The sequence below is a fragment of the Tardiphaga sp. 813_E8_N1_3 genome (assembly GCF_051811025.1).
Classification (GTDB): domain Bacteria; phylum Pseudomonadota; class Alphaproteobacteria; order Rhizobiales; family Xanthobacteraceae; genus Tardiphaga.
In genome coordinates, this window is sequence record NZ_JBPWQE010000001.1 from 77212 (window position 1) to 96504 (window position 19293).

Sequence of the window (19293 nt, forward strand, 5' to 3'; positions counted from 1 at the left end):
TTCTTAATCTCTCCCCGCGACGAGCGGGGCGAGGTTAAGAAAGCCGGCGTTTCAATACCCCGTCATTTCCAGGTAACCCGTACCGCTGTGGCTGCCGGTGAAGCTCACCGGCCCTTCCCAATACGGGAAGCTCGTCGTCATCCAGCTCTTGGCATTCAGCGGCGAGGTCGCGATCTGTAATCCGCGCGATACGATCGATACCTTCCATGACGTCGGAATCCTGCGGCCGGCGATCTCCGTCATGACTGTCGGCGTCATATCTATGGCGCCTGGGGCAAGCTGTTCGGATTTTCCGTCCGCGGTGATCCAGTTGCCAGCAAAATAATGCGCGCCATCTTTCTGCCTGAGACGAAACAGCATCAGCTTCGCGTTGTCAGACAGATGCAGTGAGAACCAGTCCCAGCCGGTCTGGTCGGAAGCCAGCGGCTGGCTCGAATATTCCCTGTCCATCCAGGCGTGGCCGGTGACGGCAATTTCCTTGCCGTCGATGGTCAGCGCGCCCGATGCGGTGAAATAGGGTTGGCTGTAGTAATACGACGCCTGGCCGCGTTCCGACTTGCGGCTGAAGCCGTTGTCGCCCTGCAGCACCAGCGGCTGCTGTGCATCGAGACGGAGCCGGTAGCTGAAATCCGCCGCCGATGCCGACACGTCGAGCGGCGCAACCGCCCTGTCGTCGAAGTTCTCAAGCCCGCGCATTTCCCACGCATCGATCCATGCACGGAACGGTGTTGTCGTGACACCGGCCTGACGGACGCCGCCGCGGGCAAAACTCTCGGCCGCATGATGCGCGGTCGCCGATGTCACCGCCGCATGGCCCATCCAGATCTGCGGCGTCGCCCAGCCGTCGCCTTGCGCGCCCGCCGCCATTGCCTGACGAAACAGCGTCCACTGTGCGCCATAGGCATTGCCTGATGCGTCCGTGAGATTGGCGGTGAGATACCACCATTCGATGCGATAATCCGGATGCGGGCCGTGATCGGCAGGAAAGGTGAGGGTGCGTCCGGGCACGACGCTGGCAAAGCCCTCGGCGTCGCGGCCGAGACCGGCGAAACCTTGCGCGAGTGCGCGGCGGCCACTGAGGCTGAGCAGGGCGATGGCACTGATGAAGCTGCGACGCGTGATGAGGCTAGCGCTCATTGGCGAACACTTTCACCAGTGTGGCCGGCTGCATGCGCAATAGCTTCAGGATAGGCAGCAGAGCTGCGAGCAGCGAGGCCAGCATGGCAACGCCGAGCAACTGGACCAGTTGCAGCGGAAACACATGGAACGGCAGGCGCCAGCCGAAGGCCTTCACGTTGACGATGGCGATAAGACACCATGCCACCAGCAGGCCGAGCGGCAGCGCCAGCAGTGAGGTAATCAAGGCGACCGACAGCGTCTTCAACAGCTCGATGCCGGCGAGGCGGCGACGCGTGATGCCCATGGCCCAGAGCGGCGCCAGTTGGGGCAGGCGCGAATTGCTCAATGTGAGTAGGCTGGTGAGCAAGGCGACGCCTGCGACGCCGAGCGTGAAGGCATTGAGCGCTGCGGTGACTGCGAATGTGCGGTTGAAGATCGCAAGGGATTCGGTTTTCACGGTCGTCTGGTCGGCCACGTTGCGGCCGTCGAGGCCGAAGCGCGTGCGGATGGCTGCGATCAGCGCGGGCACGGCCGCAGGGGCCACGCGCAAGCCCATGCGGGTCTGCGAGATGTCAGGGAAATGTTTGACCAGCGCATCGATGTTCACGCCGATCTGGCCTTTTGGATTGCCGTAATCCGCATAAACGGCAACGATCTCCATCGGCCATGTACCGGTCGGCGTCGGCACGTCCAGATGGTCGCCGAGTTTGAGCTTCATCCGCAGCGAGAGTTGTTCGCTGACGAGTGCGCCGTCGCCGCTGCGCACGCGATCCCATGCATCGCTGGTGGAATCCAGCAGCGGCCATTGATCGCGATAGGTGGCGTGATCGGCGAAGCCGAGAAGCTCGATCGGCGCACCGTTGAACTGCAGGTCCGTGCGGCTGCCCGGCAGAACTGCCTGCACGTCGGGGCGCGTCTTCAGCCAGGTCTTGATCTCGATCGCCTGCTTCTCGCTGGCCGCGTTCAGATAGATCTCGGACGCCAGCCGCCCGTCGAGCCAGCCCGTAAAGGTGCGGCTGAAACTCTCTACCATGGTGCCGACGCCGACATTGACGGCGAGCGCCAGCAGCAACGCCATCAGCGCCAGCGACAGGCCCGAGAGTTGCAGCCGGCTGTCGGCCCAGAACCATGTGACGAGTGGCCGTCGCGTGCTGCGTTCACCGCCGGCAAGGACGATGCCGAGGATAACCGGCAATGCGAGCGCCGCGCCGAGCAGCAAGGCCGCCAGCACGAAGAAACCGGCAATCAGTGAGTCGCCAAGCCAGAGCGCGAGCCCGGCAGCGATGAACACGAGTGATGCGCCCGTGCCTTGTAGCCGCAGCCAGCGATGCTGTGCCTGTTGCCAGGCATAGGGCTGTGCGGTGGCGAGTAAGGGGAGGCGGACAGCTTTCAGCAGGCTCGATGTCGCCGCCAGCAGCGCGCCGATGATGGAAATCGCGAGACCGGCGAACCACCATTCGGGCTTCAGTGTCAGTTGCCCCGGGATTTGCGCGCCATAGAGTCCGCGCAGGCTGGCCGCAACATCGGGCAGCAGCGATGCGGCAATGAAATAGCCGCAGACGAGACCGATGACACCGGCGATCAGCGCGATGCTGACAAGCTCCAGCACCAGCACGCTGTTGAGCTGCCGTGCCGAGACGCCGCAGGCACGCAAGGTGCGCAGCATCGGCAGGCGCTGTTCGAAGCCGAGGCCGATGGCCGAATTGACGATGAACAGTCCGACGAAGAAGGACAGCAGGCCGAAGGCGGTGAGATTGAGATGGAAACTGTCGGTGAGACGTTCGAGGTCTGTCTCGGCATCGGGCTGCACCAACCGCAACCGATCGCCGGCAACGCTGCCGAGCGGTGCGCGGGGACCCTTGGCGCTACCGATCAGCAGGCGCGAGATCTGATCCGGCATGTTCAGGCGTTTTTGCGCGATGCCGATATCGACCACCAGCACACCGGGCGCGAGCTGCGGCTGCAGCTTCAGCGGTGGCAGCAGCGCTCCGTCATTGAGCGCAGGCGTCGCGCCCTCAGTAAGGCCGAGGCTCGCCAGTGTTTCCGGCGCGATCAGGGCTTGCCCGGGCGGTGTCAGAAACGCCTGCGCGCCGGTTTTGCTAATCTCGGTGGCGGCGCTGGCTTCCACAGGCATGGTCACCGGCTCAATGCCGAGCAGGCGCACCGAGCGGCCGCCGATTTGCACGCGGCCTTCGACGACAGGCGACACCGGCCAGCCCGCGCGGCGGAGATCGACAAAGAGCTGTTGCGAAAACGCGCCGCCATTGGTCGCGACCAGCATCGGTGTGCGTGTCCCGCCAAAAGCTGCGGCGGCGCGGTCATAGCTGGTGCGCGCCTGCTGGTTGAGCGCCTGCACGCCGCTCCACAATGCTGTCGCGGCGATCAGGCCGATCAGGAGCGTCGCGAATTGCATCGGATGTCGTCGCCAGTGGCTGAGCAGTACCGCGAGGATCCAGAGCGCGCGTCTCACGCGATCAATCCGGCATGAAGATGGATGCGGCGATCTAGCGTGGCCGCGAGGCGCTCGCTATGGGTCACCATCAGGAAACCGCAGCCGGTGCGTGCCACGAGATCGCGCGCCAGTTTCAAAACGTCGTCGGTGGTATCCTCGTCGAGATTGCCGGTGGGTTCATCCGCAAGCAGCAGCAGCGGCTTCGAGGCCAGTGCGCGGCCGATGGCGACGCGCTGTTGCTGGCCGCCGGAGAGCTGTTCGGGATAGCGCTTGAGCAGCGCGCCGAGGCCGAGGCGTTCGGTGAGTTCGCGTTGCCAGTCCGCGTCATGCTTTCCGGCGATGCGCGACTGGAACGCCAGATTGTCGGCGACCGACAGCGACGGGATCAGGTTGAATTGCTGGAACACGAGCCCGAGCCGGTCCCGGCGCAGCGCGGCGCGCGCGGAATCATGGAGGCCGGTGACGATGATGTCGCCAAGCTGGATCTCGCCACTGTCGGCCTCATCGAGACCGGCGATCAGATGCAGCAGCGTGCTCTTGCCGCTGCCGGATTCGCCGGTCAACGCCACGCTCTCGCCAGCGGCAACGCTGAGATCGACGCCGCGCAGAACGGCGACCTGTTCCTGGGCTGAACGATAGGATTTGGTGAGATGGCGAACCGTGAGCATGCGACGCCAGCATAGCAGAAGCACATCGCCTGCGCGATGACGCCAGCGTTACCGCTTGCGTTCCGATACCAGGGCCAGCAGCACCGTTGCCGCCATGAAGCAGGCGGAGGCGCCGAACACCCAATGCGGTAAGGCGTGGTCCATGAACCAGCCGAACAGGATCGGGCTGATGATGCCGCCGAAATTGAAGCCGGTGGAGACGATGCCGAAAGCGCGGCCGGCAGCGCCGGGAGGGGCCGCCTCGCGCACCAGCATGTCGCGCGACGGCGTCAGCACGCCGCCGAGGAAGCCGGCGGTGGCCATGGCGGCGACGATTACCGGAGTCGGCAGCGTGAACACCGCGATGGCACAGATGATGGCGGCATTGATCGTGAAACACACCGCGGCGACGCGGCTGTGGTGTCTGGTCCGATCGGCCAGCCAGCCGCCGGCAAGCACGCCGACGGCGCTGGCGGCGAGGAAAGCCGTAAGCGCGATATTCGCCGATGATAGCGATGTGCCGTAGCCATTCATCAGCGCGACGATGCCGAAGCTGTTGATGCCGTTCTGCGACAGCGACAGCAGCGTGAAGAACAGCGTCAGCATCAGGATCGCCGGGGTCATCATGCTGACCTTGGGCGCCTCCGCATTTTTGGCGTCATCGCCATCCGCCATCGCGCCGGCATCGGGAATGCCGACCACGATCAGCATCAGTGCAATCGCCACGCCGATCGCGCCCGCGACGACCAGTGCGCCCTGACCGCCGATACCGACCAGCAGCGCGGCCATCACGGGAGGCGCAACCGCGCCGCCAACGAAGCCTGCGAATGTGTGGATTGAGAACGCGCGGCCCATCTTCGACTCGTCCATATGGGCGGCGAGGATGGCGTAGTCGGCCGGATGATAGACGCTGTTGGCGAGGCCGAGCAGTCCGGCGCAGACGATCAGCGCGGGATAGCTGAGCAACAGGCCGAGGGCGATCAGCGCGCAACCGCCGAGCGTGACGCCGAGGATCAGGATCTTGCGTGCGCCGATGCGGTCGACGAGATAGCCGATCGGCGCCTGGGTGAGGCCGGAGACGACTGCGAACGTAGTGAGTGCGAAGCCGAGCTCGATATAGCCGACGCCGAGCCGGTCCTTCAGGAACGGGAACAGCATTGGCAGTACGAAGATGTGGAAGTGGCTGACCCAATGCGCCGTGGAGATCGCGGTCAGCGTGCGCGTCGCGGAAGGGACGTGATCGCGCGACGCGAGATGCGAGGTCGAGGCCGGAATATCGACCATATGCGTTTCCACCCAAGGCGGCTGACGGCCGCTTGTTGCAGCCTCGAAAAGGTGCGTTATGCCTACGTTCGCAGCAGGTTAATGTCTATGAGCGCTGCGACATGCAGGTGTTGCGGCCCGTGCAGGGCGGCGCTGGGGCGGGCGACGGCGGCACGAAAATGCGACATGATTGAGCATGATGACGAGCCGCCCGTTTTTTAAGCCGCTGCGCATCCTGTTGTCGGAAGGCACCAGCACCTCCGCGCGGGAGGCTGTCACCGTGCTCGGTCTCGCCGGCCATGTGGTGGATGTCTGCGATCCCGCCGCTGCCGGGCTGGCGCGGTTCTCGCGATTTGTCCGCACATATCACCGCGGCCCGGGAATGCGGGAAAATCCCCTGGGCTTCCTGCGGTTCATCGAAGGCCTGCTGGCGACGGGTGACTACGACGTGCTGCTGCCGATTCACGAACAGGGCTTCCTGTTCGCGAAAGTGCAGGAGCGGCTGAGGCCGCTGGTCGGCTTGGCGTTGCCGTCCTTCGAGAGTTACCGGATCGCGCACAGCAAGGCCGGCTTCAGCCGTATGCTGAGCGAGCTTGGATTGGCGCAGCCAGAGACGCAGATCGTCGCCGGCGCTGATGCGCTTCGTGCTGCAGTTCGTTTTCCCTGCGTCATCAAGACGGCCATCGGCACTGCGAGCCGCGGCGTCTGGATGGTGCGCAATGATGCTGACCTTGCGCTCGCAATGAGAGAGCTTGAGGCCGGCAACGGCTTTGCCGGCGAAGTGCTGGTGCAGGTCCGCGTCACGGGTACGACCGAGAAGGCGCAGGGCGTGTTCTGCCGCGGCGAACTGGTCGGCTTTCACGCCTATCGGCAGATCATGGAGGGTGCCGGCGGCGGCGATGCCATCAAACGCAGCGTGCGGCGTGAGCGCGTGCGCGACGATCTCGCCACCATCGGCCGGCATCTCGCCTGGCACGGCGCGCTGTCGATCGACTTTATCATGCCGGACGATGACAGCGGGCCATTCTATATCGACTGCAATCCGCGACTGGTCGAGCCGATGGCGGCTTATCTGGCCGGCGTCGATCTGGTCGATCTGCTGCTACGCATCTCGCTTGGCGAGACGCCCGAAGCGACGCGGACGACACGGGAGGGCGTGGTCACGCATCAGGCCATGCAGGTGCTGCTCGGCAGTGCGCAGCGCGGCGGCGACAGGCGCGATCTGCTACGCATCTGCTGCGATATCAGGTGTCGTCGCGGCGACTATGCCGGCAGCACCGAAGAGCTCACGCCGGTGCGCGTCGACTGGTTCAGCGCCGTGCCATTGGTCATGACCGCACTGTTGCTGCTGGTGTCGCCGAGGCTGTCGCATGTGCTTGCGAAACGCGGCTGGGGCCAACATCTGCTCGATATCAGAAGTGTAGCAATCATCGAAAGCGAGACGTTCTAACATTCGCGGCCGCACGGATTGATGTGTATCAATGTGTGCCGCGCCGACCCGGCTATCGTATGGTGCCTCGCAACTCCGCGAGGCCAACGAAACCCGGGAAGCGCATGACAAAGCTGATGGCTGCATCGTCGTTCGCGGCGCCTTGTGCGAATGTGGCCACACAGCCGGGCGGCTTCCTGTCCCACCTTGGCGCGGCCGATCTGCGCCAGTTGATGGCCCTGGGCGAGCGGGTGCCCTACGCCTCGCAGGATGTCCTGTTCACACAGGGAGCCCCGGCCGGCAAATGCTTCAGCGTGGTCGAGGGTGTGGTCGGCATCTACAGGACCGAATGCGATAATCGTCGCCAGATCATAAGTTTTGCGCTGCCGGGCGACGTCCTCGAGATCGCAACGCAGGGGCATCATGAAGTATCCGCCGCTGCAATCGGTCCCGCAGTGGTGTGGGAAATCCCGCGTGAGAAATTCGCGCAATTCGCCAGTCACCGGCCCTATGTGCTGAACGAGATCGTCGCGCTGATGGCGGCCGAGATCGCCGACGCACATGACAAGATGTTCTCGCTGGGCCGCCGTGCAGCAGAAGAGAAGCTTATCGTGTTCCTGACATGCTGGCGCGACCGGCTGGTACGGATTGGCCGAGATGTCGAACCGTTGCCGGTGCCGATGAGCCGGCGGGATATTGCCGATCATCTCGGCCTCACCGTCGAGACGGTGTGCCGGACGCTGGCCAAGCTCGAACGTCGCGGCGCGATCGAGATTATGCCGGGCCGTATTCGGCTGCTGGACACCGAATCCGTCGCCGCTCCCGCTCTCGCCTGACCCATCGCACTACGCATGCGCGACCCTCTCCCGACTTTGATTTCAATCAATTCGCCGAACGCAGTGTCGTGATTGATGGACGCGTGTTCGGGAAAGAATCATCATGACCAAACAGACTGACAGCGTGAAGTGGATGACGATCGGCGAGGGCGGTCTGACCGTGATCCTGGCGGCCGCCGTGTTTCTCTCCATCATCGCCGCGGCCAAGGCGGAAGATACGGCCTACGCCTTCCACGTGACGCTGGCCGGTTTCGCCAGCCTGGCTGCTATATTCGTCATCCTCAACCGTTACTTCGAACGCGGTGAACTCCCGCCGCAGGAAATTGATGGACGGCCGAATTACAATTTCGGGCCGATCAAGTTCGCCGCTGTAGCCTCCGTGTTCTGGGGCATCGCCGGCTTCACCGTGGGCCTCCTGATCGCCATGCAGCTCGCCTGGCCGGATCTGAATTTCAACCTGCCCTGGACCAGCTTCGGCCGGCTGCGGCCGCTGCATACATCGGCGGTGGTCTTCGCCTTCGGCGGCAACGTGCTGATCGCGACATCCTTCTTTGTGGTGCAGAAGACCTGCCGCACCCGTCTCGCCGGCGATCTCGCGCCGTGGTTCGTGGTGGTCGGCTACAACTTCTTCATCGTCATTGCCGGCACCGGCTATCTGCTCGGCGTCACGCAATCCAAGGAGTATGCCGAACCGGAATGGTATGCCGACCTGTGGCTGACCATCGTCTGGGTGACCTATCTGCTGGTGTTCCTGATGACGCTGGTGAAGCGCAAGGAACCGCATATCTTCGTCGCCAACTGGTTCTATCTCGCCTTCATCATCACCATCGCGGTGCTGCATCTCGGCAATAACCCGGCGCTGCCCGTCTCGATGTTCGGCTCCAAGTCCTATGTCGCCTGGGCAGGCGTGCAGGATGCCATGTTCCAGTGGTGGTATGGCCACAACGCGGTGGGCTTCTTCCTCACCGCTGGCTTCCTCGCGATCATGTATTACTTCATCCCGAAGCGCGCGGAGCGGCCGGTCTATTCCTATCGGCTGTCGATCGTGCATTTCTGGGCGATCATCTTCCTCTATATCTGGGCTGGTCCGCATCACCTGCACTATTCGGCGCTGCCCGACTGGACGCAGACGCTCGGCATGACCTTCTCGATCATGCTGTGGATGCCCTCCTGGGGCGGCATGATCAACGGCCTGATGACGCTGTCCGGCGCATGGGACAAGCTGCGCACCGATCCGGTGCTCCGCATGCTGGTGGTGTCGGTGGCGTTCTACGGCATGGCGACCTTCGAAGGCCCGCTGATGTCGATCAAGGTGGTCAATTCGCTCAGCCACTATACCGACTGGACCATCGGTCACGTGCATTCCGGTGCGCTTGGCTGGGTCGGCTTCGTCTCCTTCGGTGCGCTCTATTGCCTGGTGCCGTGGCTGTGGAATCGCAAGCAGCTCTACAGCCTCAAGCTGGTGGAGTGGCATTTCTGGATCGCGACGCTCGGCATCGTTCTCTACATCTCGGCGATGTGGGTGTCGGGCATCCTGCAGGGTCTGATGTGGCGCGCTTATACGTCGCTGGGCTTCCTCGAATATTCCTTCATCGAAAGCGTCGAAGCGATGCACCCGTTCTACATTATCCGCGCAGCGGGCGGCGGTCTGTTCCTGATCGGTGCGCTGATCATGGCTTGGAATTTGTGGATGACCGTGCGCGTCGGCGAGGCGGAAGAGGGCGCGCTGTCGAGCCCCGGCGCCACGTTGCAGCCGGCTGAGTGAGGATCAATCATGTCTTTCTGGAGCCGGCACCAAATCTTCGAGAAGAACTCGATCGTCCTGATCGTGGGTATCATTCTCGTCATTGCCATCGGCGGTATCGTCGAGATCGCGCCTTTGTTCTATCTCAAGAGCACCATCGAGGCGGTCGAGGGCATGCGGCCTTACACGCCGCTCGAGCTGGCGGGACGCAACGTCTATGTCCGCGAGGGCTGCTATCTCTGTCATTCGCAGATGGTGCGGCCGCTGCGTGACGAGGTCGAACGCTACGGGCACTATTCGCTCGCGGCGGAGAGCATGTACGACCATCCGTTCCAGTGGGGTTCGAAGCGCACCGGGCCGGATCTTGCCCGTGTAGGCGCCAAGTATTCCGATGAATGGCACGTTACGCATCTGAGCAATCCGCGCGCCATCGTGCCGCAATCGGTGATGCCGTCCTACAAGTTCCTGGCCGAGACGCCTGTCAGCACCGAGAATATCGCCGATCATCTGCGCACCAACCGCGCGGTGGGCGTGCCCTATACGGACGATCAGATCGCCAATGCGGTAGCTGATCTGAAGACCCAGGTCGATCCCGACAATGGCGACACGGATGCGCTGCTCAAGCGCTATCCGAAATCGGTGGCTCGTAACTTCGACGGCAAGCCGGGTCTGCCCACCGAGATGGATGCACTGGTCGCCTATCTGCAGATGTTGGGCACGCTGGTGGATTTCAAACTCTACAACGAAAAAGCAAACCTCCGCTGAGGAGATGGAAGCATGCGCGCAATCCTGACCGTCGAGAACTTTGCGTCGAACCTCGTCCTCACATTCTGGACGCCGGTGTTCGTCGGGATCTTCATCGCAATTCTGACCTACGCCCTGTGGCCCCGCAACAAGGCGATGTTTGACGCAGCCGCGCGCCAGCCGTTGCGAGAGGATTGATCAGATCATGAGCGATCACGAAGGCGAATTCGACAAGGCCACTGGCAAGACCACCACAGGTCACTCCTGGGATGGCATCAAGGAACTCAACACGCCGCTGCCGCGCTGGTGGGTGATGACCTTCTATCTCACCATCGTCTGGGCGATAGGCTATTGGGTCGTGTATCCGTCCTGGCCGCTGGTGCAGAGCTACGCGACGGGCGTCATGGGCTATTCGTCACGCGCGGATGTCGCCGTCGATCTCACCAATCTCGAGAAGATCCGCGGAGGCAGGATGGCGGTGCTCGGCGCTGCACCGCTCGCGGACATCGAGAAGGATCCGGCGCTGCTGGCACTTGGGCGCGCCAGAGGCCGTGTGGTGTTCGGCGACAATTGCGCGCCATGTCACGGTACTGGTGCGGCTGGTGCCAAGGGCTTCCCCAACCTGAACGACGACGACTGGCTGTGGGGCGGCACACTGGAGCAGATCGAGAAGACCATCCAGTTCGGCGCGCGTTCCGCCCATGCGGAATCGCGCGAAGGATCGATGCTGGCCTTCGGTCGTGACGGCATCCTGAAGAAGCCGGAGATCGAGACGGTTGCGAACTACGTGCGCTCACTGTCGGGATTGCCGACGGCCAAGGGCTACGACGCTTCTGCCGGCCAGAAGCTGTTCGCCGATAACTGCGCCTCGTGTCACGGCGACGCCGGCAAGGGAAATCCCGACATGGGGGCGCCGAACCTGACTGATAATATCTGGCTTTACGGTTCGGACGAAGCGACCATCGTCGAGACCATCACCAATGGCCGCAACGGCGTGATGCCGGCCTGGATTGGCCGTCTCGATCCGACGACCATCAAGGCACTGACGATCTATGTCCACTCGCTGGGGGGTGGACAATAAGTCATAGCACGCGCGGCCAATCGTGCTGACGCCTTTGACGTACATCAATTGCATCGCACTGGCGAAGTCTAGGGTCATTCCAAAGACGAGAGTGACCGCCATGAACAAGCCTGTTGCGCCAGAGGAATTCGACTACGGCCCGCTCTATGCGGCGCAGAAGAAGGTCTATCCGCAGAAGGTCTCCGGCAGGTATCGCAACGTCAAATGGGCGCTGATGGCGGTCTGCCTTGGCATCTATTATCTGCTGCCCTTCGTGCGTTGGAACCGCGGTCCCGGTGCTCCCGATCAGGCGGTGCTGGTCGACCTGCCGAACAGTCGCTTCTATTTCTTTTTCATCGAGCTGTGGCCGCAGGAAGTTTATTTCTTCACCGGCCTGCTGATCCTTGCTGCCCTTACGCTGTTCCTGATGAATGCCGTCGGTGGCCGCGTCTGGTGTGGCTATCTCTGTCCGCAAACAGTCTGGACTGACCTGTTTTTCGCCGTCGAGCGCCTGATCGAAGGCGATCGCCGCGAGCGGATGAAGAAGGAGGCCGAAGGCCTCACATTGCAGCGTGTCGTCGAGCTGACGATGAAGCATTCGATCTGGCTGTTGATCGCATGGTGGACCGGCGGCGCCTGGGTGCTCTATTTCAACGATGCACCAACACTGGTGCGCGAACTCGTGACGTTCCAGGCGCCGGCGTTGGCTTATATCTGGATCGCGATACTGACCGCGACGACCTACACACTGGCGGGCTGGATGCGCGAGCAGGTCTGTCTCTATATGTGTCCGTGGCCGCGCATCCAGGCGGCGCTGACCGACGAGTGGGCGCTCAACGTCACCTACAAGACCGATCGCGGGGAGCATCGCACCTCGCTGAAGAAGGCGGCCGAGCTGCGCGCGCTCGGCCAACCCGCAGGCGACTGCATCGACTGCTATCAATGCGTGAACGTCTGCCCGGTCGGAATCGATATCCGCGATGGCTTGCAGATGGATTGCATCCAGTGTGGGTTGTGTATCGACGCCTGCGACGGAGTAATGAGCAAGATCGGCCGGCCGACCCGGCTGATCGGCTACGACACCGACATCAATATTGCGAGGCGCAAGGCAGGCAAGTCCGAAATCTATCGCATCATCCGGCCCCGTACGATCGTCTATGCAGGTCTCATCGCCATCGTCGGTGCCATCATGCTCTATGCGCTGCTGACTCGTTCGCTGCTCGACATCAATGTGCTGCATGATCGTAATCCGGTCGCTGTGCGCCTGAGCGACGGTTCGATCCGCAATGCCTATACGGTGCGTCTCTTGAACAAGCGTGGCGCCGGCCGCGTGGTCACGCTCGACGTCAACGGGCCGGCAAATGCCACGGTCCATGTGGTGGGTATGGATGTCGCGTCGTCGGGCCGCCCGGAGATCGTGCTGGGCCGCGACCAGACCACCGAACTGCGTGTGCTGGTGACGGCGCCCGCGGCGGGTAATTCCGAGAAGTCGATCCCGCTTGTGATGCGCGTTACCGATGCCGCCCATGGCGATATGGCGTTGGCGACTGATCATTTCGTTGCACCGTGAAGGAGACCAGCATGAGCGCCGTCGTTGCCGCACCTCGCCCGATCACCGGTCGGTTCGTCCTGATCTGCCTGGTCTTGTTTTTCGGCATGATCATTGGCGTCAATATTGTCATGATGAAATTCGCGCTGGAGACGCTGCCGGGTGTCGAGGTGGATAGTCCCTATACAGCGAGCCTCGCTTACGGCAACGAGATCGAGGCCGCACGCGGCCAGAACAGCCGCGGCTGGAAGGTCAGCGCGCATGTCGAGCGCGATGCTGCAGGTAATGCCGCCGTCCGTGTCGAGGCGCGCGACCGCAACGGCAATCCGATCGCGGGGCTGACCTTCGCCGGTCGGCTGGAGCGGCCGGCCGATCGCCGCGCCGACCGTCCGGTTGAGCTGATCGGGGCCGGGGGTGTGCTGTATCGTGGCAAGGTCGCCGAACTTGCGCCGGGACTGTGGGATCTGGTGCTTGAAGGCGAGGCCGGCGGACAGCGCATGTTCCTGTCGAAGAACCGTCTCGTGCTGAAATAGGTCCGACCATGCAGTCCCTCGTCGTCCTCGTGCCACTGGCGCTCGCGCTCGGGTTGCTTGGCCTGTGGGCCTTCATGTGGTCGCTGAGATCCGGCCAGTTTGACGATCTCGATGGCGCAGGTTGGCGCGCCATTCTCGATGACGATCCGCCTGCGAAGAAGCCTGGCGATCCTGTCTGAGGCGGTTCTTTCCGTTCAATCCATCGCCGCCACAACTTGTGGCCATATCTTTCCGACCGCCATGCCTTTGCCGCGCGCTGCCTCTGCAGCGCGCCTGCTGGCGTCTGCCGCGCACCGGGCGCATAATGGCGGGAACGGATTTTGCACGCATTCGGCCGGTCAAGATCGGCGCAGGGCGCCGCAGCAGAGAGAAATGAAGCACTATGTATGATGTGATCGTCGTCGGTGGTGGATCTGCCGGCGCTGCCGTGGCTGCCAGGCTCTCCGAAAATCCCGCGACGCGTGTGCTGCTGCTGGAAGCCGGGCTCGACTGGCGCGCGGCGGATGCGCCATGGGAGGTGACCACCGCGAACCCGATTCCGATCATTCACCAGCGCGAATTCCAGGAGAAGTGGCAGTGGCCGCAACTGCATTCGCGTCGCGTTGCCGGACAGGACCAGCGCTTCTACTGGCGCGGCAAAGGCCTTGGCGGCTCGTCGATGATGAACGGCCAGATCGCGATCCGCGGTGTCGCCGACGCATTCGACGAATGGGCGTCACTGGGTTGCACCGGCTGGTCGGCCAAGGAGATCATGCCGCTGTTCTCGGTGATCGAGGACGATCTGGAATTCGGCGACAGGCCGGGCCACGGCCGCGGCGGCCCACTGCCGGTCTATCGCGCGCCGCCGGAGACATGGGGGCCGATCGACAAGGGCTTGCGCGATGCAGCGCTGGCCTCAGGTTACGCTTGGTGCGACGACGTCAACGGGCCGGATGGCGAAGGCGTCGCCTGCTATCCAATCAATAGCCGCGATCTGCGCCGTATTTCCACCAATGAGGGCTATCTGGAGCCGGTGCGCGGCCGTGCCAATCTCGAAATCCGCGGTCATGCGCTGGTCGACCGTGTGGTGATCAAGGACGGCCAGGCGACTGGTGTGATCGTGCACTTTGAGGGGCAGGGCACGCAGGAAATCGGCGCGCGCGAGATCGTGCTGTGCGGCGGGTCAATTCACAGCCCGGCGATCCTGCTGCGTTCGGGCGTCGGCCCCGCGGACGAGTTGACGGACATGGGCATCGCTGTCGAGTGCGATCTGCCCGTTGGCCGGAATTTCTTCGATCATCCGCTGTTCCGCACCACGATCAAGCTGCAGGACGCAGTCGCGCCGAAAGACAAGGACACCCGCCATACCAATTGCTGCGTGACCTATTCGTCGGGCCTGGCCGACGGCGGCAAGCGCGACATGATCCTGATCGCGTTTAATCATCGCGGCATCGGCAATCCTGGTGCCATCGGTGCCGGTCTGTTCAACGCCTTCTCGCGCGGCACGCTGAAGCTTGCCTCCACCGATGCGTCGATCGATCCGATCGTCGAGGAGAATATGCTGGCTGACCCCCGCGACATGCTACGGATGGTCGATGCCGTGAAGCGGCTTGCCGTGATCACCACGCAGCCGGCGCTCGCCGGCATCGCCGACTGGATCCGCCTCACCGATACCGACATGACGCTGCCGGAGGCAGCGGCCCTGCCGACGCGTGAGCTCGAAGCCGTGCTGCGCCGTGACACCGGCGATATCCAGCACGCCGCCGGCACCTGCCGCATGACCGGCTTCAAGGACACGGGTGGTGTGGTCAATCCGGACGGGACCGTGAAGGGCCTCAAAGGTCTACGCGTCGCCGACGCGTCCATCATGCCGTCGGATTGCCGTGCCAATACTCACTTCACTACGGTGGTGATCGGGGAAGCCATTGCGAGCATGATGATGCGCAGGCAGGACAGTGCCGCGCCTGTCGTGGCGATGGCCAAATAACAACGCGCAACGCAAGCGCTTCAAGAGTGACTGAAGGATTACGCATGTCGAACACCACCGAAACTCAGATCATCGAATGGCTGGCCTCGCAAAAGCAGCCGATGATCGACCTGCTGCGCGACGTCGTCAACATCGATTCCGGCTCCTTCGACAAGGAAGGCGTTGACGCCGTCGGGACACGCTTCGAGCAGCATTTCGCTGAACACAGCATCGAAACCTGGCGCGAGCCCCATGATGTCTATGGCGATGCCGTGCATGGGCTGATCACCAAACCCGGCAGCAACGAGAAGCCGGTCCTGCTGATGGGCCATCGCGATACCGTGTTTCCGAAAGGCGAAGTCGCCAAGCGTCCCTTCACGATCAAAGGCAATCTTGCCCATGGGCCGGGTGTTGCCGACATGAAAGCCGGCGTCGTCATCAACGTGTTCGTTGCCGCGGCGCTGAAGAAATTCGATGCGGCGCCGTGCCCGATCAAGCTCTTGATCACCGGCGACGAGGAGATCGCGTCGCGCTCGTCGCGGCCGATCATCGAGCGCGAAGGCCGCGCCGCACGCGCTGTCTATAATTCGGAGCCGGGACGTCCGACCGGCAATATCACCACCGGCCGCAAGGGCGGCGTGTTCATGCGCTTCGAGGTGTTCGGCAAGGCCGCGCATTCCGGCAACAATTTCTCCGTAGGCATCAGCGCCATTGGCGAGCTTGCGCAGAAAATCGTCCAGATCCACGCGCTGACCGACATGGACAAGGGCATCACGCTGAATGTCGGTCTCGTTTCGGGCGGGCAGTCGGTCAACACCACGGCGCCCCATGCGGAAGGCGAGATTGATTTCCGCTACATCGAGCCGGCCGACCGTGCGACCATCATGGGCGCGATTGAAAGGATCATTGAGACATCGACCGTGCCGGGCACGACGGCGAAGCTGCACATCAACGGCGAATTCCTGCCGCTGGTGCAGGACGCTGCGGCCAAGACGATGTTCGAAGCCTATCAGGCGGCTGCCATCGACTCGGGCCTCGCCACGCTGACCGGTGAATTTGCCGGTGGTTGCGCAGATTCCGGTTTCACCGCCAGCGTCGGCACGCCGACATTGTGCGGGCTCGGACCGGTCGGCGGCAATGTCCATACTGATCTGGAGTGGCTGGATATCGAGAGCATCGTTCCGCGTGCGCAGACGCTGGCCCGCGCAATTTTGCGAACGGAGATCTGACGACGGGAGATGCCGTGTGGCATGGTTCTGGCACGGCGATGGTTGCTGACAACGCCTTTGTTTGAAGAGACACTCGTCTGACCATGACATCACCTTCTCCCAATATTTCGGTTCCCACCCATCTCGAATCCGATGTCCTCGTGATCGGCGCCGGTGGTGCCGGCATGTATGCGGCACTGGAAGCAGCGAAGGGCGGCGCGTCGGTCATTCTTGCCGATCGCAGCCTGATCGGGCGTGGCGGTGCCACGGTGATGGCCCAGATGACGGTCGCAGCCGCCTTGGGCGAGCAGACGCCGGATCACTGGGAACATCACTTCGCCGATACGCTCGCGGCAGGTCGCGGGCTCTGCGATGAGCGTCTTGCGGCGTTGCTCTGCGAAGATGGCCCGCAACGTTTGCGCGAGATGGATGCATGGAAGGTCGGCTGGGCGCGCGAGGACGGCCATATCAAACAGGCGCAGGCACCGGGACATGACCGGCCGCGCTGCGCCTATGTGGACTTTCTCTCAACGGGCCCCGCGGTGTCGAAGACGTTGCGCACGCAGCTGAATAACGCGAGCGGCATTCGCCGCATAGGCGATCTCACCATTGTCGATATCGCATTGCGTGATGGCGAAGCCTGTGGCGCGACAGCCTTGCATCTGCCGACCGGGCAGGCGGTGACACTCGCGGCGAAGGCCGTGGTGATCGCGACAGGCGGGCTCACCGGGCTCTATCGGCGCAACAGCGCGTCGTCAAATATGGGCGGCGACGGTTATGCGTTGGCCTTGCGCGCGGGCGCCGAACTGATCGACATGGAGTTCGTGCAGTTCTTCCCGATCGGCCATCTCGCGCCGCGGCTCGTCGGCATGGATCCGATCATGTGGGACCCGTTCCGCTACAAGCTTGGCGGTAAGCTGTTGAATTCAGAGATGCGCGAATTCGAAGAGGACTATGCGACGCGGGACAAGCGCAGTGACGGCACCTATGTGCTGACGCGCGATCTGGCGACCTATGCGATCACCAAGGAGGTCGAGGCGGGCCGCGGCAGCCCCGCCGGCGGCGCCTATCTGAGCTTCCAGCATGTGCCCGAAGCTGAAATCCGCAAGGCGTTCGGGCCGGTGGTGGATCGGCTCGCCGAAAACGGCATTGATCTCGCACAGCGTCCTGTCGAGGTTGCCCCGATCGCGCATTATCATATGGGCGGCATCCGCGTGAACGACATGATGCAGACCGGCGTGCCCGGGCTGTTCGCTTGCGGTGAGGCGGTCGGCGGCGCCAATGGCGCCAACCGGCTATCAGGCAATGCGATCACCGAGGCCTTTGTATTCGGCGCGCGCGCAGGCCGCAGTGCTGCAGAGCACGCGAAGCAGAATGCGTCGATGTGGTCAGCCGATGCGGCGACGCCGGCAATCGATCTGCTGCGCAGTGCCAGCAAACGTGATGCGCCAAATCCCGCAGCGGTCATCGTGAAGCTGCAGGCCGTGATGGCCGATGATGTCGGTCCGTTCCGCACAGATGCCAAGCTGCGTGCGGCGATACCCGCCATCGCGCAACTGAAGGCCGATCTCGGCGATACGCCATTTGCATCTGCAGACGCGTTTGATCCTGTACTGGCCGACTGGCTGGATCTCCGCAATATGCTGGCCGTTGCGCAATCCGTCGCCGTCCCCGCACTGGCACGCACCGAAAGCCGCGGCGCGCATCAGCGCGACGATCATCTCGGTCTCAACGACGCGTGGAGTGTCAACCAGATCGTGGCACTGTCGGGCAGCGACATGACCCTGCGCAAGGTCATGCCCACCACCGGAAAGGCTGTCGCATGAAAGCGACACTCAGCATTCAGCGCGGTGCCTTCGGTGAAACGTCGCATCACGACACGTTCGATATTCCTTTCGAACACGGCCAGTCCATCCTTGACGGCCTGCGCGCTATCAGGCGCAGCGCGGATCCCTCGCTGGCGTTTCGCTTCGCCTGCATCAATGCCAATGCGTGCAAGGAATGCATGATGCTGATCGACGGCAAGGTCGATTACGCCTGCACGGTGCGCCTGAAGGAGGGCACGACCACACTCGCGCCGCTGCCGAAGAAAGCGCTGATCCGCGATCTCGTCACCGAAATCGCGCCACCGGACGAGCGGTTGGTGCTGCGATCCTGAATGTTTGTTTGCCTCTAAGGCGATCAGTCTGACTAATTTATAGCCGTTCTAATCTGGCGAAACTGTTGTCCAGCGTTCTTATTCCGCGAGATCGGGCGCGGCATTGCGGGTCGCGTTCTCTGCGACAATGCGCTGCATCAGCGCAATGAAGGTGGCCTGTTCCGGTTTCGACAGGCTGCCAAGGGTTGCGCGATGCGCGTCACGGGCGGCGGCTTCGATCTTGTTCAGCAGCGCCGCGCCGGCGGGCGTCAGTCTGCAAACACGCGCCCGGCGGTCATCGTCACTGACCGGGCGTTCCACCAGTTTGCGCGATTCTAGGCGCTTCAGCGCGCCCGTCGTCGTCGTGCGATCCAGAGCAATATCAGCGGCTAAGGTCGTTTGATCGGCGGTCCCGCGCACCGCCAGCGCCGACAGTAGGCTGTATTGCAGGGGCGTCATCTCGAAGGCGCTGCACGCCTCCTGGAACAGTGCGACATGGATCTGATGCAGCCTGCGGATCAGAAATCCGGGCCGCTGTTCCAGTGGCCATGGCTTGTGGGCGGCTTGATCGCGCCGTGGCTTTGCTTTGGGCAACTCAGTGTCTCCTGGTAGCGACTGCTTCTCGCA

Annotated in this window: 18 protein-coding genes; 13 read left to right on the top strand and 5 right to left on the bottom strand. The window is 63.0% G+C overall.

Annotated elements, in window-relative coordinates:
- Positions 1 to 51: 51 nt before the first annotated feature.
- Genes AB8A33_RS00380 through AB8A33_RS00395 form a run of 4 tightly spaced genes read right to left on the bottom strand, consistent with a single transcriptional unit; the run spans position 52 to position 5502 of the window.
- Complete coding sequence (locus AB8A33_RS00380) at positions 52 to 1137, bottom strand: lipocalin-like domain-containing protein (RefSeq protein WP_439090946.1); 1086 nt, start codon at positions 1135 to 1137, stop codon at positions 52 to 54.
- Positions 1127 to 3589 (bottom strand): FtsX-like permease family protein, encoded by a 2463-nt coding sequence (locus tag AB8A33_RS00385; protein WP_439090948.1) that lies wholly within the window; start codon positions 3587 to 3589, stop codon positions 1127 to 1129. The genes AB8A33_RS00380 and AB8A33_RS00385 overlap by 11 nt, the downstream gene beginning before the upstream one ends.
- Complete coding sequence (locus AB8A33_RS00390; RefSeq protein ID WP_439090950.1) at positions 3586 to 4239, bottom strand: ABC transporter ATP-binding protein; 654 nt, start codon at positions 4237 to 4239, stop codon at positions 3586 to 3588. Before AB8A33_RS00390 ends, AB8A33_RS00385 begins: the two co-directional genes overlap by 4 nt.
- A gap of 48 nt (positions 4240 to 4287) precedes the next feature.
- Positions 4288 to 5502 (bottom strand): MFS transporter, encoded by a 1215-nt coding sequence (locus tag AB8A33_RS00395; protein WP_439090952.1) that lies wholly within the window; start codon positions 5500 to 5502, stop codon positions 4288 to 4290.
- A 175-nt stretch (positions 5503 to 5677) separates the two neighbouring features.
- Here AB8A33_RS00395 and AB8A33_RS00400 point away from each other — a divergent pair, with 175 nt between their 5' ends.
- The 13 genes from AB8A33_RS00400 to AB8A33_RS00460 all read left to right on the top strand — a co-directional run bounded on the left by AB8A33_RS00400 (position 5678) and on the right by AB8A33_RS00460 (position 18687).
- The gene (locus AB8A33_RS00400) at positions 5678 to 6931 is read left to right on the top strand and encodes a hypothetical protein (RefSeq protein ID WP_439090954.1); all 1254 of its coding nucleotides are present in this window, start codon (positions 5678 to 5680) and stop codon (positions 6929 to 6931) included.
- 104 nt (positions 6932 to 7035) lie between these two features.
- Positions 7036 to 7746, top strand: coding sequence for a Crp/Fnr family transcriptional regulator (locus AB8A33_RS00405; protein ID WP_439090956.1), 711 nt, complete (start codon positions 7036 to 7038; stop codon positions 7744 to 7746).
- A 133-nt stretch (positions 7747 to 7879) separates the two neighbouring features.
- On the top strand, positions 7880 to 9511 hold the full coding sequence (gene ccoN, locus AB8A33_RS00410; RefSeq protein WP_439095817.1) for a cytochrome-c oxidase, cbb3-type subunit I: 1632 nt from the start codon (positions 7880 to 7882) through the stop codon (positions 9509 to 9511).
- 9 nt (positions 9512 to 9520) lie between these two features.
- Complete coding sequence (gene ccoO, locus AB8A33_RS00415) at positions 9521 to 10255, top strand: cytochrome-c oxidase, cbb3-type subunit II (protein WP_439090958.1); 735 nt, start codon at positions 9521 to 9523, stop codon at positions 10253 to 10255.
- A 12-nt stretch (positions 10256 to 10267) separates the two neighbouring features.
- The gene (locus AB8A33_RS00420) at positions 10268 to 10432 is read left to right on the top strand and encodes a cbb3-type cytochrome oxidase subunit 3 (RefSeq protein ID WP_068729582.1); all 165 of its coding nucleotides are present in this window, start codon (positions 10268 to 10270) and stop codon (positions 10430 to 10432) included.
- Between the two features lie 7 nt (positions 10433 to 10439).
- Positions 10440 to 11315, top strand: coding sequence for a cytochrome-c oxidase, cbb3-type subunit III (ccoP, locus tag AB8A33_RS00425; protein ID WP_439090960.1), 876 nt, complete (start codon positions 10440 to 10442; stop codon positions 11313 to 11315).
- 100 nt (positions 11316 to 11415) lie between these two features.
- Positions 11416 to 12864, top strand: coding sequence for a cytochrome c oxidase accessory protein CcoG (gene ccoG / locus AB8A33_RS00430; RefSeq protein ID WP_439090962.1), 1449 nt, complete (start codon positions 11416 to 11418; stop codon positions 12862 to 12864).
- Positions 12865 to 12875: 11 nt separating this feature from the next.
- Positions 12876 to 13376 carry a FixH family protein gene (locus AB8A33_RS00435; RefSeq protein WP_439090963.1) on the top strand — a complete coding sequence of 167 codons (501 nt, stop codon included), beginning with the start codon at positions 12876 to 12878 and terminating at the stop codon, positions 13374 to 13376.
- 8 nt (positions 13377 to 13384) lie between these two features.
- On the top strand, positions 13385 to 13555 hold the full coding sequence (ccoS, locus tag AB8A33_RS00440) for a cbb3-type cytochrome oxidase assembly protein CcoS (RefSeq protein ID WP_439090964.1): 171 nt from the start codon (positions 13385 to 13387) through the stop codon (positions 13553 to 13555).
- A 203-nt stretch (positions 13556 to 13758) separates the two neighbouring features.
- Positions 13759 to 15342: a GMC family oxidoreductase gene (locus tag AB8A33_RS00445; RefSeq protein ID WP_439090965.1), complete on the top strand. Its 1584-nt coding sequence runs from the start codon at positions 13759 to 13761 to the stop codon at positions 15340 to 15342.
- A gap of 44 nt (positions 15343 to 15386) precedes the next feature.
- Positions 15387 to 16550 carry a M20 family metallopeptidase gene (locus AB8A33_RS00450; protein ID WP_439090966.1) on the top strand — a complete coding sequence of 388 codons (1164 nt, stop codon included), beginning with the start codon at positions 15387 to 15389 and terminating at the stop codon, positions 16548 to 16550.
- 83 nt (positions 16551 to 16633) lie between these two features.
- Complete coding sequence (locus AB8A33_RS00455) at positions 16634 to 18355, top strand: FAD-binding protein (RefSeq protein ID WP_439090967.1); 1722 nt, start codon at positions 16634 to 16636, stop codon at positions 18353 to 18355.
- The gene (locus AB8A33_RS00460; RefSeq protein ID WP_439090968.1) at positions 18352 to 18687 is read left to right on the top strand and encodes a 2Fe-2S iron-sulfur cluster-binding protein; all 336 of its coding nucleotides are present in this window, start codon (positions 18352 to 18354) and stop codon (positions 18685 to 18687) included. Before AB8A33_RS00455 ends, AB8A33_RS00460 begins: the two co-directional genes overlap by 4 nt.
- 78 nt (positions 18688 to 18765) lie before the next feature.
- On the opposite strand, the gene AB8A33_RS00465 is transcribed toward AB8A33_RS00460, so the two are convergent.
- Positions 18766 to 19209, bottom strand: a complete 444-nt coding sequence (locus AB8A33_RS00465; RefSeq protein ID WP_439095818.1) for a MarR family winged helix-turn-helix transcriptional regulator — start codon at positions 19207 to 19209, stop codon at positions 18766 to 18768.
- Positions 19210 to 19293: the final 84 nt, after the last annotated feature.

Coding starts and splice junctions, on each gene's coding strand:
- AB8A33_RS00380 (WP_439090946.1), bottom strand. CDS start 1,137: ATGAGCGCTAGCCTCATCACGCGTCGCAGCTTCATCAGTGCCATCGCC.
- AB8A33_RS00390 (WP_439090950.1), bottom strand. CDS start 4,239: ATGCTCACGGTTCGCCATCTCACCAAATCCTATCGTTCAGCCCAGGAA.
- AB8A33_RS00395 (WP_439090952.1), bottom strand. CDS start 5,502: ATGGTCGATATTCCGGCCTCGACCTCGCATCTCGCGTCGCGCGATCAC.
- AB8A33_RS00400 (WP_439090954.1), top strand. CDS start 5,678: ATGATGACGAGCCGCCCGTTTTTTAAGCCGCTGCGCATCCTGTTGTCG.
- AB8A33_RS00405 (WP_439090956.1), top strand. CDS start 7,036: ATGACAAAGCTGATGGCTGCATCGTCGTTCGCGGCGCCTTGTGCGAAT.
- ccoN (WP_439095817.1), top strand. CDS start 7,880: ATGACGATCGGCGAGGGCGGTCTGACCGTGATCCTGGCGGCCGCCGTG.
- ccoO (WP_439090958.1), top strand. CDS start 9,521: ATGTCTTTCTGGAGCCGGCACCAAATCTTCGAGAAGAACTCGATCGTC.
- AB8A33_RS00420 (WP_068729582.1), top strand. CDS start 10,268: ATGCGCGCAATCCTGACCGTCGAGAACTTTGCGTCGAACCTCGTCCTC.
- ccoP (WP_439090960.1), top strand. CDS start 10,440: ATGAGCGATCACGAAGGCGAATTCGACAAGGCCACTGGCAAGACCACC.
- ccoG (WP_439090962.1), top strand. CDS start 11,416: ATGAACAAGCCTGTTGCGCCAGAGGAATTCGACTACGGCCCGCTCTAT.
- AB8A33_RS00435 (WP_439090963.1), top strand. CDS start 12,876: ATGAGCGCCGTCGTTGCCGCACCTCGCCCGATCACCGGTCGGTTCGTC.
- ccoS (WP_439090964.1), top strand. CDS start 13,385: ATGCAGTCCCTCGTCGTCCTCGTGCCACTGGCGCTCGCGCTCGGGTTG.
- AB8A33_RS00445 (WP_439090965.1), top strand. CDS start 13,759: ATGTATGATGTGATCGTCGTCGGTGGTGGATCTGCCGGCGCTGCCGTG.
- AB8A33_RS00450 (WP_439090966.1), top strand. CDS start 15,387: ATGTCGAACACCACCGAAACTCAGATCATCGAATGGCTGGCCTCGCAA.
- AB8A33_RS00455 (WP_439090967.1), top strand. CDS start 16,634: ATGACATCACCTTCTCCCAATATTTCGGTTCCCACCCATCTCGAATCC.
- AB8A33_RS00460 (WP_439090968.1), top strand. CDS start 18,352: ATGAAAGCGACACTCAGCATTCAGCGCGGTGCCTTCGGTGAAACGTCG.